The organism is Variovorax sp. WS11, assembly GCF_010499245.1.
GTDB lineage: Bacteria > Pseudomonadota > Gammaproteobacteria > Burkholderiales > Burkholderiaceae_C > Variovorax.
Genome location: NZ_JAAGOW010000001.1, coordinates 853849 through 869101 on the forward strand (window position 1 = coordinate 853849; position 15253 = coordinate 869101).

Annotated in this window: 16 protein-coding genes; 8 read left to right on the forward strand and 8 right to left on the reverse strand. The window is 66.8% G+C overall.

What is annotated here, in order from left to right:
• Positions 1–203: 203 nt before the first annotated feature.
• Positions 204–1145, forward strand: coding sequence for a Bug family tripartite tricarboxylate transporter substrate binding protein (locus GXN78_RS04420; protein ID WP_239142795.1), 942 nt, complete (start codon positions 204–206; stop codon positions 1143–1145).
• 6 nt (positions 1146–1151) lie between these two features.
• On the opposite strand, the gene GXN78_RS04425 is transcribed toward GXN78_RS04420, so the two are convergent.
• Complete coding sequence (locus GXN78_RS04425) at positions 1152–1628, reverse strand: molybdenum cofactor biosynthesis protein MoaE (RefSeq protein WP_106556756.1); 477 nt, start codon at positions 1626–1628, stop codon at positions 1152–1154.
• Between the two features lie 250 nt (positions 1629–1878).
• Between GXN78_RS04425 and dapA the strand changes: the two genes are divergently transcribed.
• Positions 1879–2769: a 4-hydroxy-tetrahydrodipicolinate synthase gene (gene dapA, locus GXN78_RS04430; RefSeq protein ID WP_239142599.1), complete on the forward strand. Its 891-nt coding sequence runs from the start codon at positions 1879–1881 to the stop codon at positions 2767–2769.
• Here the strand turns inward: dapA and GXN78_RS04435 are convergent.
• The 6 genes from GXN78_RS04435 to GXN78_RS04460 are packed head-to-tail and all read right to left on the reverse strand — an operon-like array spanning position 2756 to position 8815.
• Positions 2756–3007: a MoaD/ThiS family protein gene (locus GXN78_RS04435; RefSeq protein ID WP_106556754.1), complete on the reverse strand. Its 252-nt coding sequence runs from the start codon at positions 3005–3007 to the stop codon at positions 2756–2758. The genes dapA and GXN78_RS04435 overlap by 14 nt on opposite strands.
• A 2-nt stretch (positions 3008–3009) precedes the next feature.
• Positions 3010–4257, reverse strand: coding sequence for a gephyrin-like molybdotransferase Glp (glp, locus tag GXN78_RS04440; protein ID WP_239142600.1), 1248 nt, complete (start codon positions 4255–4257; stop codon positions 3010–3012).
• Positions 4250–4795: a molybdopterin-guanine dinucleotide biosynthesis protein B gene (gene mobB, locus GXN78_RS04445; RefSeq protein ID WP_106556752.1), complete on the reverse strand. Its 546-nt coding sequence runs from the start codon at positions 4793–4795 to the stop codon at positions 4250–4252. Before mobB ends, glp begins: the two co-directional genes overlap by 8 nt.
• 15 nt (positions 4796–4810) lie before the next feature.
• Positions 4811–6226: a threonine synthase gene (gene thrC, locus GXN78_RS04450; protein ID WP_106556751.1), complete on the reverse strand. Its 1416-nt coding sequence runs from the start codon at positions 6224–6226 to the stop codon at positions 4811–4813.
• Positions 6226–7548, reverse strand: a complete 1323-nt coding sequence (locus GXN78_RS04455) for a homoserine dehydrogenase (protein WP_106556750.1) — start codon at positions 7546–7548, stop codon at positions 6226–6228. Before GXN78_RS04455 ends, thrC begins: the two co-directional genes overlap by 1 nt.
• A 43-nt stretch (positions 7549–7591) precedes the next feature.
• Positions 7592–8815, reverse strand: a complete 1224-nt coding sequence (locus GXN78_RS04460; RefSeq protein WP_106556749.1) for a pyridoxal phosphate-dependent aminotransferase — start codon at positions 8813–8815, stop codon at positions 7592–7594.
• A 68-nt stretch (positions 8816–8883) separates the two neighbouring features.
• On the opposite strand from GXN78_RS04460, the gene GXN78_RS04465 reads away from it, so the two are divergent.
• From GXN78_RS04465 to GXN78_RS04490, 6 genes are all read left to right on the forward strand, one after another.
• On the forward strand, positions 8884–9270 hold the full coding sequence (locus GXN78_RS04465; protein WP_106556748.1) for an Mth938-like domain-containing protein: 387 nt from the start codon (positions 8884–8886) through the stop codon (positions 9268–9270).
• A 166-nt stretch (positions 9271–9436) separates the two neighbouring features.
• Entirely contained in the window at positions 9437–9907 is a 471-nt protein-coding gene (locus GXN78_RS04470) for a peroxiredoxin (RefSeq protein ID WP_106556747.1), read from the forward strand.
• 481 nt (positions 9908–10388) lie between these two features.
• A complete protein-coding gene (locus GXN78_RS04475) occupies positions 10389–11840 on the forward strand; it encodes a PhoH family protein (RefSeq protein ID WP_239142601.1) in 1452 nt (483 codons plus the stop codon).
• Between the two features lie 183 nt (positions 11841–12023).
• Positions 12024–12479 carry a GyrI-like domain-containing protein gene (locus GXN78_RS04480; protein WP_106556745.1) on the forward strand — a complete coding sequence of 152 codons (456 nt, stop codon included), beginning with the start codon at positions 12024–12026 and terminating at the stop codon, positions 12477–12479.
• A 5-nt stretch (positions 12480–12484) separates the two neighbouring features.
• Entirely contained in the window at positions 12485–12964 is a 480-nt protein-coding gene (locus GXN78_RS04485; protein ID WP_106556744.1) for an MGMT family protein, read from the forward strand.
• A 12-nt stretch (positions 12965–12976) separates the two neighbouring features.
• Positions 12977–13687 carry a YafY family protein gene (locus GXN78_RS04490; RefSeq protein WP_106556743.1) on the forward strand — a complete coding sequence of 237 codons (711 nt, stop codon included), beginning with the start codon at positions 12977–12979 and terminating at the stop codon, positions 13685–13687.
• A gap of 3 nt (positions 13688–13690) precedes the next feature.
• On the opposite strand, the gene dnaB is transcribed toward GXN78_RS04490, so the two are convergent.
• The gene (dnaB, locus tag GXN78_RS04495; protein WP_106556742.1) at positions 13691–15094 is read right to left on the reverse strand and encodes a replicative DNA helicase; all 1404 of its coding nucleotides are present in this window, start codon (positions 15092–15094) and stop codon (positions 13691–13693) included.
• Between the last annotated feature and the right edge of the window lie 159 nt (positions 15095–15253).

Genomic DNA, 15253 nt, shown 5'->3' on the forward strand with positions numbered 1-15253 from the left:
GCGGCAAATTCAAGCCGTCGGGGGTGATAGCACGGCCCTGCTTCCGCGTCGCGCTCGTTCAGAATAGCCCTCCCGGAGGCTGGGCACGCGAGTTGCTCGACCTGCATTTTTCTTCATCAATGTCTGGAGTCGATCTCATGTTCTGTTCAAGGTGGATGGCTGCTGCACCGCGTGCGTCGCGCCGTGTTCTTGCGCTGGGGCTGATGGCCGCGATAGCGGGCTTCTCGGGCCTCGCACAGGCGCAGCAACAAGGCGCGCCGATCAGGCTGTTGGTCGGCTTCCCCGCTGGCGCCGGCACCGATGCAATCGCGCGCACGCTGGGCGAGAAGCTCAAGGACCAGCTGGGTGCGCCGGTGGTGGTCGAGAACCGCGCCGGCGCCGGCGGCCAGATCGCCGCCCAGGCGCTCAAGGCCGCGCCGGCCGACGGCCATACGCTTTTCCTGTCGCACGACCACTCCATCTCGATCCTTCCGCAGGTGGTGAAGAACCCGGGCTACAACTCGGCCAGCGACTTCGTGCCCGTGGCCGGCTTCGCAACCTTCGCCAACGTGCTGGCGGTCTCCGGCGGCACGCCGGCGAAGAACCTCGACGAGTACCTGAAATGGGTGCGCACCCAGCGCGGCGGCAAGGACACCATCGGCGTGCCCGCGCCGGCCTCGATCCCCGAGTTCCTGGTGAAGATGATCGGCACCAAATACAAGATCGATGTGCAGGCGGCGCCCTATCGCGGCAGCGCACCGATGACGGCGGACATGCTGGGCAACCAGATCAGCGCCGGTATTGCTTCCGTGCCCGACTTCATCGAGAACCACCGCGCCGGCAAGCTGCGCATCGTGGCCACCATCGGCGCCAAGCGCCAGGCGCTGCTGCCGCAGGTGCCGACCTTCACCGAGCTGGGCTTCGCCAACCTGGAGGACCTGCCCTACTACGGCGTGTTCGCGCCGGTGGGCACGCCGCAGCCGGTGATCGACCGCTTCGGCGAGGCGCTCGCCAAGGTGCTGGCCATGCCCGACGTGAAGCAGAAGCTCACGACCATGGGCCTGACGGTGGCGTACGAGCCGCAGGGGCAGTTCGCAGGCCGCGTGCGCAGCTACACGCAGACTTGGGCAGGCATCATCAAGGCGAGCGGCTTCACGCCGCAGTAGGCCTGTCTAGGCGTTGCCGGCCTGGATACCCCACCGGGCCAGGGCTGCATCGTCATCGACGCGCGCATCGACCCAGCGCGCGCCCTCGGGCGTCTGTTCCTTTTTCCAGAACGGCGCCTGGGTCTTCAGGTAGTCCATCAGGAACTCGCAGGCCTGGAAGCTCTGGCCGCGGTGGGCGGAGATCACGGCCACCATCATGATCTGGTCGAGCGGCTGCAGGAGCCCGACGCGATGGATCACGCGCGCGCCGAGGATGTCGAAGCGGCGATGGGCCTCGTCGATCATGGCCTCGATGGATTTCTCGGTCATGCCCGGATAGTGCTCGAGCTCCATCGATGCCACGGCATCGCCATCGTTGCGGTCGCGCACGGTGCCGACGAAGCTGCAGACCGCGCCCACACGCTTGTCGTCCGCGCGCAACGCGGCGACCTCCTTCGCGAGGTCGAAATCGGCTGTCTGGATGAAAACACGCGGGCCGCTCATGGCGAGATTGTGGCACCGCGCTAGACTGCGGCGCATGCCTTCCCCCGCGCAACGCCCGCTTCCATCGCCCACCGCGATGGTCCGCGTGTGCGTGGGCGGCAAAGCCAAAAAACCCGAGCTCGTCTGACCGGAGCTTCGGTTCCGTCGTCGGATGAGCGACGGAACTGCAGGGTTCGATTTCCAGCCTCGTTTTTTCGTGCGCGCGTCCGACGGTGGTTCATCCATCGGTCTGGTCTCAAAGGAAACCCGCGTGCCTTCCACTTCTTCCCCCACCCCTGATTTTTCTGGCCTCTGGATCCCGCTCGTCACGCCCTTTCGCGGCGATGCGGTCGACCATGCCGCGCTGACTGCCCTCGCCGAAGGGCTCGCGCCCTTGGGCATTGCCGGCTTCGTGGTCTGCGGCTCGACCGGCGAGGCCGCGGCACTCGATGCCGACGAGCAGTTGGCCGTGCTGGCCACCGTCGCGCAGGCCGCACCCGCCTTGCCGCGCATCATGGGCCTCTCGGGCTACCACCTGGGCAAGACCGTCGCGTGGGTTCGCCGGATGAACGAGCAAGGTCTCGCCGGGCTGCTCGTGCCGGCACCCAGCTACATCCGGCCTTCGCAGGCCGGGCTGCGGGCCTGGTTCGAGGCCATCGCCGAGGCCAGCGCGGTGCCGATGCTGGTCTACGACATTCCCTACCGCACCGGCGCCACGATCGCGCGCGAGACCCTGCTCGCGCTCGCGGCGGAGCCGCGCATCCGCGGCGTCAAGGACTGCGGCGGCGACATGGCCAAGACGCGGGCGCTGATCGCCGATGGCCGGCTGCAGGTGCTGGCCGGCGAGGACGCACAGATCTTCTCGACGGTTGCCGAGGGCGGCGCCGGCGCCATCGCGGCCAGCGCGCACTTGCAGACCGCGCGCTTCGTGCAGGTGATCCGGCTGCTCCGCGACGGCCGGCTGGCCGAGGCGCGCGCGCGGTGGCAGCCGCTGCTGCCGCTGATCGAGGCCTTATTCGCCGAGCCGAATCCGGGACCGCTGAAGGCCGTACTCGCACAGCAGGGCCTGATGCAGGACGCGTTGCGTGCGCCGATGACCCGTGCCGGCGATGCGCTGCGCGAGCGCCTGTCGCAGTTGCTGGCCGCGCTCAGCCGCCCGTGACCGGCGGGAAGAAGGCCACTTCCTGGCCTTCGCGCAGCGCGGCGCCCTCGGCGCTCATGACCTGGTCCAGCGCCATGCGAACCGCCTTGCCGCGGGCCAGCGCGCTCGCGTGCGGCTCGCCGCGCGCGATCAATTCGTCGCGCAGTGCGCCGAGGTCGGCAGCGACGGTCTCGATGGTTTCGCTGCCGGTCCCCAGCGCCTCGCGCACCGAGGCGAAATAGCGCACCGTGACTTTCATGCTCAGCCCAGCAGGGAAGAGAAGGGAATGAACTGCACCATGTCGCCGGCCTTGAAGGGCTGGCCGGCCGGTGTGTCGATCACCCCCTCGCCCCAGACCATGGAGGTCAGCACGCCCGAGCTCTGGTTGGCGAAGAGGTCCAGGCCGCCTGCGGCGTTGCGGCGCGCGCGCAGGAACTCGCGGCGGCGGTCGGCGCGCGGCCAGTCGAAGTCGGCCCGCATCGCGACCGGTGACGGCGCCACGCGGGCGGCACCTTGCAGCGTCAGCAGGAAGGGCCGCACCAGCAGCAGGAAGGTCAGGAAGCTGGAAACCGGGTTGCCCGGCAACCCGGTCAGGTGGGCGTTGCCGATGCGGCCGTAGGCAAAGGGCTTGCCCGGCTTCATCGACAGCGACCAGAGGTCAAGTTGGCCCAGGGCCTGCACCGCAGCCTTGATGTGGTCCTCCTCGCCGACCGAGACGCCGCCGGTGGTGATGATCAGGTCGCTGCGCTCCGAGGCGCCGCGCAGCGCCTCGATGGTCGCGTCGCGGCGGTCGGGCACGATGCCCAGGTCGTGCACCTCGCAGCCCAGCCGCACGAGCAGCGCCCGCATGAAGAAGCGGTTGGAGTTGTAGATCGAGCCCGGCTTCATCGCCTCGGGCGCCACCTCGCCGGGCATCACCAGTTCGTCGCCGGTGGACAGCAGCGTGACGCGCGGGCGCTTCGCGACCTGCAACCGGTCGAGGCCGACGCTGGCCGCCAGCCCCAGCCCCGCTGGGGTGAGGCGCTCGCCGCGCGCGAGCACCACGTCGCCGGCCGCCACGTCCTCGCCGGCGCGACGGATCCACTGGCCAGCCGCCGGCGCGATCTCGATGCGCACGCTGCCCAGGCTGCCCTCCTCCGGCAGCCCCCTGGTGTCTTCCTGCATCACGACCGCATCGGCGCCTTCTGGGATCTGCGCGCCGGTGAAGATGCGCGCGGCCGTGCCGGCGCCCAGCGGCGTGCCCACGGTGCCGGCCGGGATGCGCTGGGCCACGCGCAGCACCGCGCCCGGTGCGGCGCAGTCGGCGCTGCGCACGGCATAGCCGTCCATCGAGCTGTTGTCGCGCGGCGGGACGGTGAGGCCCGAACGCACGTCCCGCGCGAGCACGCGGCCGTCGGCCTCGAAGGTGGACACCGACTCGGTGGCCACCTGAGGCGTGGCGGCGGCGAGCAGCCGCGCCAGCGCCTCGTCGAGCGGCATCAAGGGGGGACGTTTGGAAGCTTCAGCCATGGCGATCCACCTTGTACTCGAAACGGCTCGCGTTCTGCAGCAGCCAGTCACCAATGCCATCGACGTCGTTCAGGTCGAAGACCGGCAGCGCGGTGGGAGCGGGCAGGTGCTGCGGCGTGTCGGTGGCGATCGCGACGATGAATTCGTCTTGAGCGTATCGGGCGGGCCGGGGTGTCTCGCCCTCCGCGGGCTCGCGCCAAACCTCGATCTTCCGGAGATCGCTGTGCTTGAAGCCTTCGACCAGCACCCAGTCGACGCCCGCATCGAGCTCGGCAATCAGCTCGTGCACGCCGAGCTGCGTCGGCCGCTCGAATTCACGGATCAGCGCCAGGCGCTTGTCCGAGGCCACCACCACCTCGAAGGCCCCGGCCTCGCGATGCCGGTAGGTGTCCTTGCCCGGATGGTCGATGTCGAACTTGTGGTGTGCATGCTTGACCACCGAGACGCGCTGGCCGTGCAGCCTGAGCACGGGGATCAGGCGCTCGACCAGCGTGGTCTTGCCGGCGCCCGAGAAACCGGCGAAGCCGATGACTTTCATGCGCGGCTCGAGGGCTCAGTCACAGTGACCTGCGATGTAGGCCTTGACCGCCTCGGCGTCGGCCGGGAGCTGGGCCACGCGCCGGGGCAGCGCCTCGATGCCTTCGAAGCGCGCGGGGCGCTCGGGCGCGCGGCCCAGGGCCTCGACGATGGTCTCGGCGAACTTGATGGGCAGCGCAGTCTCGAGCACGATCATCGGCACGCCGGGCGCCAGGTGCTCGCGCGCGACCTTGAGGCCATCGGCCGTGTGGGTGTCGATCAGGGTTGCGAAGCGCTTGTCGGTGTCGCGAATGGTCGCCAGGCGATCGGCATGGGTGCTGCGGCTGCTCGCGAAGCCGAAGCGCGTGGCGGCCTCGGCGAAGGCGGGATCGGCGCTCAGGTCGAAGCGACCCGTCTTGCCCAGATCGCCTTCGAACAGGCTGCGCGTCTTCGCCGCGTCGCGCCCCACCAGGTCGAACACGAAGCGCTCGAAGTTGCTGGCCTTGGAGATGTCCATCGACGGACTGGAGGTTTCGTGCGTGTCGGCCGCCGAACGCACGCGGTAGATGCCGGTGCGGAAGAACTCGTCGAGCACGTCGTTCTCGTTGGTCGCCACCACCAGCGTGCGAATCGGCAGGCCCATCGAGCGCGCCACGTGGCCGGCGCAGACATTGCCGAAATTGCCCGAGGGGACGGTGAAGCTGACTTGCTTGTCGTTGCTGCCCGTGGCCTGGAAGTAGCCGGCGAAGTAGTAGACGACCTGCGCCAGCAGCCGCGCCCAGTTGATCGAGTTGACGGTGCCGATCCTGTACTTTCGCTTGAAGTCCAGGTCGTTCGACACCGCCTTGACGATGTCCTGGCAATCGTCGAACACGCCGGCGACCGCGATGTTGTGGATGTTCGGGTCCTGCAGGCTGAACATCTGGGCCTGCTGGAAAGGGCTCATGCGGCCGTCGGGCGAGGTCATGAAGACCCGCACGCCCTTCTTGCCACGCATCGCGTACTCGGCCGCGCTGCCGGTGTCGCCGCTGGTGGCGCCGAGGATGTTGAGTTCCTCGCCGCGGCGTGCGAGCTCGTACTCGAAGAGGTTGCCCAGGAGCTGCATCGCCATGTCCTTGAAGGCCAGCGTCGGGCCGTTGGACAAGGCTTCCAGGTACACGCCGTCTTCGAGCTCGCGCAGCGGCACGATGTCGGGCGCGCCGAAGATCTCGGCGGTGTAGGTCTTCGCGCAGATCGCCTTCAGGTCGGCAGCGGGGATGTCGTCGATGTACAGCGACAGCACCTCGAAGGCGAGCTCGGCATAGGGCAAGTCGCGCCACTTGGCGAGCGTGGCGACATCCACCTGCGGGTAGTGCTCGGGCAGGTACAAGCCGCCGTCGGGCGCCAGGCCCTCCAGCAGGATCTCGCAGAAGCGGCGGCGCTCCGGATGGCCGCGCGTGGACAGGTAGCGCATCAGGACAGCTCTTCCTTGCGGATGCGCACGATCGGCGCCAGCACGGTCGGCAGCGCCTGCAGCCGCGCCAGCGCGTCGTCCAGCGTGCCCTCGCGCGTGTCGTGCGTGAGGATGATGAGGTCGGTCTGGGTCGAGCCCTCCCCACCCACCTCGTCGGCCTCGCGCTGCAGCACCGCGTCGATGCTGATGCCGGCCGTGGCCAGCAGGCCCGTCACCTGGGCCAGCACGCCGGCCTCGTCGGCCACGCGCATGCGCAGGTAGTAGCTGGTCACCACCTCGGACATCGGCAGCACCTGCAGGTCGCTCATCGCGTCGGGATGGAAGGCCAGGTGCGGCACGCGGTGCGCCGCATCGGCCGTGTGCAGACGGGTGATGTCGACCAGGTCGGCGATCACAGCGCTGGCGGTCGGCTCGCTGCCGGCGCCCTTGCCGTAGTACAGCGTGGTGCCGACGGCATCGCCGTTGACCACCACCGCGTTCATCGCGCCTTCGACGTTGGCGAGCAGGCGCTTGGCCGGCACCAGGCTCGGATGCACGCGCAGCTCGATGCCCTGGGCCTTGCGCTTGGTCACGCCCAGCAGCTTGATGCGGTAGCCCAGTTGCTCGGCGTACTTGATGTCCTGCGCCGCCAGCTTGGTGATGCCCTCGACGTGCGCCTTGTCGAACTGCACCGGGATGCCGAAGGCGATGGCGCTCATCAGCGTGACCTTGTGGGCGGCGTCCACGCCCTCGATGTCGAAGGTCGGGTCGGCCTCGGCATAGCCCAGGCGCTGCGCTTCCTTCAGCACGGTGGCGAAGTCCAGGCCCTTGTCGCGCATCTCGGAGAGGATGAAGTTGGTGGTGCCGTTGATGATGCCGGCGATCCACTGGATGCTGTTGGCCGTGAGCCCCTCGCGCAGCGCCTTGATGATCGGGATGCCGCCGGCCACAGCCGCCTCGAAGGCCACCATCACGCCCTTGGCGTGGGCCGCCGCGAAGATCTCGGTGCCGTGCACCGCCAGCAGCGCCTTGTTGGCGGTGACCACGTGCTTGCCGGCCGCGATCGCCTCGAGCACCAGCTCGCGCGCGATGCCGTAGCCGCCGATCAGCTCGATCACGATGTCGATGTCGGGGTTGGCGATGACGGCGCGCGCATCGTTCACCACCTGCACAGCCTCGCCCACCGCGGCCCTGGCACGCGCCAGGTCGAGGTCGGCGACCATGGTGATCTCGATGCCGCGCCCCGCGCGACGCTTGATCTCTTCCTGGTTGCGCTGGAGCACCTTGAAAGTGCCGCTGCCGACCGTGCCGATGCCGAGCAGGCCTACTTGGATGGGTTTCATTCGATTCGTCTGACTGTGGAACTGGGGAACCGGGGCGCAGCCGCTACGCGTTGCGGCTGCGGTAGCGCTCGAGGAAGTCGGCGATGCGCTGGATAGCCTCGCGCAGGTCCTCCTCATGGGGCAGGAACACGATGCGGAAATGGTCGGGCGTGGACCAGTTGAAGCCGGTGCCCTGCACCAGCATCACCCGGGTCTCCTTCAGCACCTCGAGGAAGAACTGACGGTCGTCCTCGATCGGGTAGACCTTGGGGTCGAGCCGGGGGAACATGTAGAGCGCCGCGCTGGGCTTGACGCAGGTGACGCCGGGGATCGCGGTGATCAGCTCGTAGGCGAGGTCGCGCTGGTGGCGCAGGCGGCCGCCCGGGCCCACCAGGTCGTTGATGCTCTGGTAGCCGCCGAGTGCGGTCTGGATCGCCCACTGTCCCGGCACGTTCGGGCACAGGCGCATGTTCGAGAGCATGTTGAGGCCCTCGATGTAGTCCTGCGCCATTTTCTTGTCGCCCGAGACGATCATCCAGCCGGCGCGGTAGCCGCAGGAGCGGTAGCTCTTCGACAGCGAGTTGAAGGTCAGCGTTAGCACGTCCTTCGAGAGACTCGCGAGGGCGGTGTGCCTGACGCCGTCGTACAGCACCTTGTCGTAGACCTCGTCGGCCAGGATCACCAGGTTGTGCTCGCGCGCGATCGCCACGATGCCCTTGAGCAGATCGTCCGAGTACAGCGCGCCAGTGGGGTTGTTGGGGTTGATGACTACGATGCCCTTGGTGCGCGGCGTGATCTTGGAGCGGATATCGGCCAGGCTGGGCATCCAGCCGTTTTCCTCGTCGCACAGGTAGTGCACCGGCTTGCCGCCCGACAGGCTCGCGACCGCCGTCCACAGCGGGTAGTCGGGCGCGGGCAGGAGGAGCTCGTCGCCGTCGTTGAGCAGCGCGTTGGCGGCCATCGCGATCAGCTCGCTCGCGCCGTTGCCCAGGTAAATGTCGTCCAGCGTGACGCCCGCGATGCCCTGCTTCTGGGTTTCGTGCATCACCGCCTTGCGCGCCGCGAAAATGCCCTTGCTGTCCGAATAGCCGGACGAGGCCGGGAGGTTGCGGATCATGTCCTGCTGGACCTCTTCGGGCGCGTCGAAGCCGAACGGGGCGAGATTGCCGATGTTCAGCTTGATGATCTTCTGGCCCTCTTCCTCCATCTGCTTCGCGGCGTCCATGATCGGACCACGGATGTCGTAGAGCACATTGGCCAGCTTGGCCGATTTCTTGAGCGGTTTCAAAGTCCCTCCAGGGGCGGGGTGCACGGGGGAAAACTTATAATTTGACCACAGTTCCCCCGCCCTCCTCGATGAAGCTCCAGCCCGACAAATCCGATGTCCAGACCCTGACTGCACATGGCCCCGGCTGGGTAGCCGTCAACAACGAACGGATCGAGACCAGCGTGGTCGTGGGCTCGCGCGGCGAGCGTTTTGCCTGGAACTGCGGCCGCTTCGACGAACTCAGCGCCGAGCATTTCGCGCAGCTGGCCGAGCTGGGTGCCGAACTGATCATCTTCGGCAGCGGCACGCGCATCCGCTTCCCCCAGGCTGCATGGCTGCAACCGTTAATGGCCAAGCGCACGGGCGTGGAGACCATGGACACGGGAGCCGCCTGTCGCACCTACAACATCTTGGCAGGCGAAGGCCGGCACGTGGTCGCGGCGCTGCTGATCGAGAGACCGCGAGGTGGCCAATGAGGGGCATTTCGAGCTAAAATACCGGGTTGCAAACCGGCGGCCCGCCCTCACGTCTTGAACCAAGGGGGCGCCCAATCTCCATCGTATCGAGCGCTCGAGGCGCGAGCCAGAAGCGAGGGCCAAAAGCCTGACTCGAACGTGGAATCAAACGGAGAAAATAAGTTTCATGGCGATCGTTGTCAACAAACCCATCCCTGAATTCGACGCCAACGCCACCGGCGGCCTCAAGGTTTCGAACACCTCGCATCTCGGGCAAGTGCTGGTGATGTACTTCTACCCCAAGGACAACACGCCCGGTTGCACCACCGAAGCGATGCAATTCCGCGATCGCTACAAGGATTTCGAGAAGGCCGGCGCCACCGTGTTCGGCGTCTCGCGCGACAACATGAAGTCGCACGACGAGTTCAAGGCCAAGCTCGAGCTTCCCTTCGAACTGATTGCCGACACCGAGGAAAAGATGTGCCACATGTTCGGCGTGGTCAAGAACAAGATCATGTACGGCAAGAAGGTCAAGGGCATTGAGCGCAGCACCTTCCTGATCGGCGCCGACGGCGTGCTCAAAGCCGAATGGCGCGGCCTCAAGGTGCCAGGCCATGTCGACGAAGTCCTCAAGGCCGTCAAGGCGCTGAAGAAGTAATACGGATCTGCCGATCGGCAACATTTGTGAGCTTTTACCTGGGTGCGTTGGCGATGCGCAACGATCGTGGAACCTGTCACAACCGATGTGCATAATGGTTCTATGCCGTTGAGCTCCGCGACCGCATTCACCGAACAAAGCCGCTTGGGTCTTCAGGCGGCTTTTTCGCTTTCTGGCCCCTTATTTCCTGCGAGCGAACTGCCCCATGCCCTGCCCCCCGCCCCCACGAAACGCGCCGCATTGCTTTCTCCGGAGGCGCACGACGCGCCCGCCCGCTCCTGCACGGGAAGAGCGGCCGCCACTCCTCCGACCGGCGCGCTGAGGAGACCCGATCCAGCGGGCCTCAGCCACTCGAGTTGTTCGATCGGCACGCCGCGGAAGGCGGCGCCGCCATCGAGGCGCCACCCCTGCCCCGGTTGAAAGCCCCGCCGCCCGCCGCTCGCGGCAGCGAGGATAACCGCCTGACACGTCAGCCAAGGCGGTGACCAGCCCGGTCAAGGGCAAGCGCAGCAAACCCAACGGCCCGGCCAAGCTGTTCGTGCTGGACACTAACGTGCTGCTGCACGACCCGATGTGCCTGTTCCGCTTCGAGGAGCACGACATCTTCCTGCCGATGATCGTGCTGGAAGAACTCGACGGTCACAAGAAGGGCACGACCGAAGTCGCGCGCAACGGCCGCCAGACCAGCCGTACGCTGGACGCGCTCGCCGGCGCCCAGGGTGCCGACATCGGCAAGGGTCTGAAACTCGATACCACTGGGCACCGAGAAGCCGGCGGCAAGCTGTTCTTCCAGACCGACCCGCTCGACTACTCCCTGCCGACCAGCCTGCCGCAGGGCAAGGCCGACAACCAGATCCTGGGCGTCGTCCACGCACTGCGCGACCTCTACGCCAAGGACGGTCCGGGGCGGGCCCGACAGGAGGTGGTGCTGGTGTCGAAGGACATCAACATGCGCGTCAAGGCGCGCGCACTGGGTCTCGCGGCGGACGACTACCAGAACGACAAGACGCTGGAAGACGGCGACCTGCTCTACTCCGGCGCGCTGGCCCTGCCGGCCGATTTCTGGACCCGCCAGAGCAAGCCCATCGAAAGCTGGCAGAGCGGCAGCAGCACCTTCTACCGCGTCAGCGGACCGCTGGTACCCAATCTCTACATCAACCAGTTCGTCTACTTCGAGGCGCCCGGCGAGCCCAGCATGTACGCCCGCGTCACCGAGATCCGCGACAAGACGGCGGTGCTCAAGACGCTCAAGGACTACGGCTCGGTCAAGAACGCCGTCTGGGGCGTGAACACGCGCAACCGCGAGCAGAACTTCGCGATGAACCTGTTGATGGACCCGGAGGTGGACTTCGTCACGCTGACCGGGACCGCTGGCACCGGCAAGACACTGATGGCGCTGGCCTCGGGCCTGACCCAGGTGCTGGACGACCGCCGCTACACCGAGATCATCATGACCCGCGCGACCGTGAGCGTCGGCGAGGACATCGGCTTCCTGCCGGGCACCGAGGAAGAGAAGATGGGCCCGTGGATGGGCGCACTCGACGACAACCTCGAGTTCCTGGCCAAGGGCGATGGCGGCGGCGCCGGCGAATGGGGACGCGCGGCCACCAACGAGTTGATCCGCAGCCGCATCAAGATCAAGAGCATGAACTTCATGCGCGGCCGCACCTTCCTCAACAAGTACGTGATCATCGACGAGGCGCAGAACCTGACGCCGAAGCAGATGAAGACCTTGGTCACACGCGCGGGCCCCGGCACCAAGATCATCTGCATGGGCAACCTGGCGCAGATCGATACACCCTACCTGACCGAAGGCTCTTCCGGCCTCACCTTTGCGGTCGACAAGTTCAAGGGCTGGCCGCACAGCGGCCACATCACGCTGGCACGCGGCGAACGCTCGCGGCTGGCTGATTTCGCGAGCGACGTGCTCTAACTCGCACCCGGCTGCCGGGCCGGCTCTTTCTTGCGCGCCGCACCAGGGCTGCTGACAGGACGTTGTCAGTAGCCGGCGCGCAGCATGGCATCTTGACTTCACGCAACCGGTTCGCCCGACGCGCTGAGCGTTTGCGGTCCGGCGCTCGACCTCGAGCGACAAGATGAACCTGGAGAATGAACCATGCAACCTCAGCTTCAACGCCACCAAGGCTTCAACATCGCCGGCCTCACCGTACGCACCAGCAACCGCACCGAGAACGAGCCGCACTCGGCGCGCATGAGCAAGCTCTGGACGCGCTTCTTCGACGAGCGCGTCTATGCCGTGACGCCGAACCGCGTCGACGACATGCGGCTCTATGGGGTGTACTCGGCCTACGAATCCAACGCGCATGGCGCCTTCGACCTGACGACCGGCGTCGCCGTCTCCGGCGGCCCTTCCGCCGTGAAGGTCGAAGCCGGCGACTACCTGGTCTTCACGGGCCAGGGCGAGATGCCGCAGATGGTGCTCGCCCTGTGGGAGTCGATCTGGCGGTATTTCGAGCAGCACCCCGAGATCAGCCGCAGCTACCGTAGCGATTTCGAGGCCTACAGCGGCCCCGACCAGGTCGCCATCCACATCGGCGTGATCCTGGACTGAGATCGATGCCCTCTTCCCGCAGCGCCAAGCCATGGCGAGACCGGCTCGCCGGCCATCCGGGTCTGCCGGAGGTCAAGCCCATCCCCGAGCACATGCAGCCGCGCCACGGGACGGGCACGATCGTGATCCCCTCGCCGCGGGAGGTCGACGAGGCCATGAAGCGGGTGCCCGAGGGTCGGCTGGTGACCGTGCTCGGCATCAGCGAGGGGTTGGCACGCGGCCATGGCACCACCATCGGATGTACCGTGACGACTGCGATCTTCGCGAGCATTGCGGCGCAGGCGGCCGAGGAAGATCGCCAGGCCGGCTGCGCGGAGATCACGCCCTACTGGCGCACGCTCAAGGTCAACGGCGAACTGAACCTCAAGTACCCGGGCGGCCTGGAAGAGTTGATGCGGCGGCTCGAGTCCGAGGGCCATGTGGTGGTGCAGCGCGGACGGCGCTATTTCGTGGAAGACTTCGAGAAGAAGCTCGTTCGACCTTGACTGCTTGTCCCCATGCGCCGTGCCGACCGCCTGTTCCAGATCGTCCAATTGATTCGCGGGCGACGCCTCACGACCGCCGCTTTCCTGGCCCAGCGGCTGGAGGTGTCGGATCGCACCATCTACCGCGACGTGGCCGACCTGCAGCGACAGGGCGTGCCGATCGAGGGCGAAGCCGGCGTCGGCTATCGCCTGGGCGCTGGCTTCGACCTCCCGCCGCTCATGTTCACGCAGGATGAGGCCGCAGCGCTGGTAGCGTCGGCGCGGCTGGCCCAGAGCTGGGTCGATCCGGCCATGGCAAAGGACATCCAGACCGCGCTCGGCAAGATCCTGTCGGTGCTCCCGCCGGCCGCGCGCGTGTCGGCCGAGAGCCTGGCGCTGTTCGCGCCTGCGATGGCGCTCGACGATGGGACGCGGCTGCGCCTGCAGACCCTGCGCGAAGCGGTCCAGTCGCGCAACAAGCTGCGCATGGACTACCACGACGTCAGCGGCGCGCCGAGCCAGCGCGTGGTACGACCGCTGGGCTGTTTCTACTGGGGCCGAGTCTGGACCTTCTCGGCGTGGTGTGAGCTGCGGGAGGACTTTCGCGGCTTCCGTATCGATCGCATCGATCGCATCGAGGTCCTGCCGGAGCGCTTTCGCGACGAGCCCGGCAAGACGCTGGCCGAGATGCTGCGCCGGCTGCAGGACGACCCGGCGGAACCCCGGCCGTCCCGGTTGCAGTAGCCTTCAGAAATCGTCGCTGCCGCCGGCGAGGTTCTCGAACTTGGTGAGCGGCTTGAGAAAGGCCAGCTTGACGGTGCCGGTCGGCCCGTTGCGGTGCTTGCTGATGATCACCTCGGCCACGCCAGGCTCCTTGCTGTCCTTGTTGTAGTAGTCATCGCGGTAGATGAACATGATGAGGTCGGCATCCTGCTCGATGGCGCCGGACTCGCGCAGGTCGCTCATCATCGGGCGCTTGTCGGTGCGGCTTTCCACGCCGCGGCTGAGCTGCGACAAGGCAATCACCGGGCACTTGAGCTCCTTGGCCAGCATCTTGAGGCCGCGCGAGATCTCGCCGACCGCGGTTGCGCGGTTCTCGTCGTTCATGCTGCTGGAGACGCTCATCAGCTGAAGGTAGTCCACGACGATCAGGCCGAGCCGCCCGTACTGGCGCGCAAGACGGCGCGAGTTCGCACGCAGCTCGCTGGTGGTCAGGCCCGGCGTCTCGTCGATGTGCAGCGACACATTGCGCAGCTTCTCGATGGCCTCGGTCAGGCGCGGCCATTCTTCGTCGCTGAGCTTGCCGGTGCGCAGATGGCCTTGGTCGATGCGGCCGATCGAGCCGACGATACGCACCGCCAGCTGGGACGCACCCATTTCCATCGAGAACACCGCCACCGGCAGCCCCTCGTTGAGCGCCACATGCTCGGCGATGTTGATCGCCAGCGAGGTCTTGCCCATGGAGGGGCGCGCCGCCAGCACGATCATGTCGCCCGGCTGGAGACCCGAGGTCATCTTGTCGAACTCGTAGAAGCCTGTGCGCACGCCCGTGATGTCGTTGGGGTTCTCCGCCATCTCGCTCACGCGGTCGAGCAGTTCGACCACCAGGGATTCCATGCTCTGGAAGCCCTGCTTCATGCGCGAGCCTTCCTCGCCGATGTTGAAGATCTTCTGTTCGGCTTCGTCGAGGATCTTGTCGACTGACTTGCCCTGTGTGTTGAAGGCGTTGGTCGCGATCTCGTCGCTCGCACTGACCAGCTTTCGCAGGATCGAGCGCTCCCGCACGATCTCGGCGTAGCGACGGATGTTGCTGGCGCTCGGCACGTACTGCGCCAGCGAGTTCAGGTAGCTCAGGCCGCCGACCTCCTCGGCCTTGCCCAAGCTCTGCAACTGCTCGAAGACGGTGATCACGTCGGCCGGCTTGCTGGCATTGATCAGTGCGCCGATCGCAGCGTAGATCAGCTTATGTTCGTGGCGATAGAAATCGCTGTCCACCAACAGGTCGCCCATCCGGTCCCAGGCCCCGTTATCGAGCAGCAGGCCGCCGAGCACGCTCGACTCGGCCTCGATCGAATGGGGCGGGATGCGCAACTGCGCGATTTGGCGGTCGGCCGACGGGTCGTTGTCGGCGTAGGAGAAGACGGCGGACATGAACTTCCTTGCAGCCGCACATGCTAAGGCGCACGAGAGGCCACGTCATTTGATAACGCTGTGGATAAGCGGTGACTTATCAGTGCAGCACGCGGGACAACTGCGGCTGCAAAAAAACAAAGGCCGCCCAAAGGCGGCCCCACAAGGACAAGGTCGCAG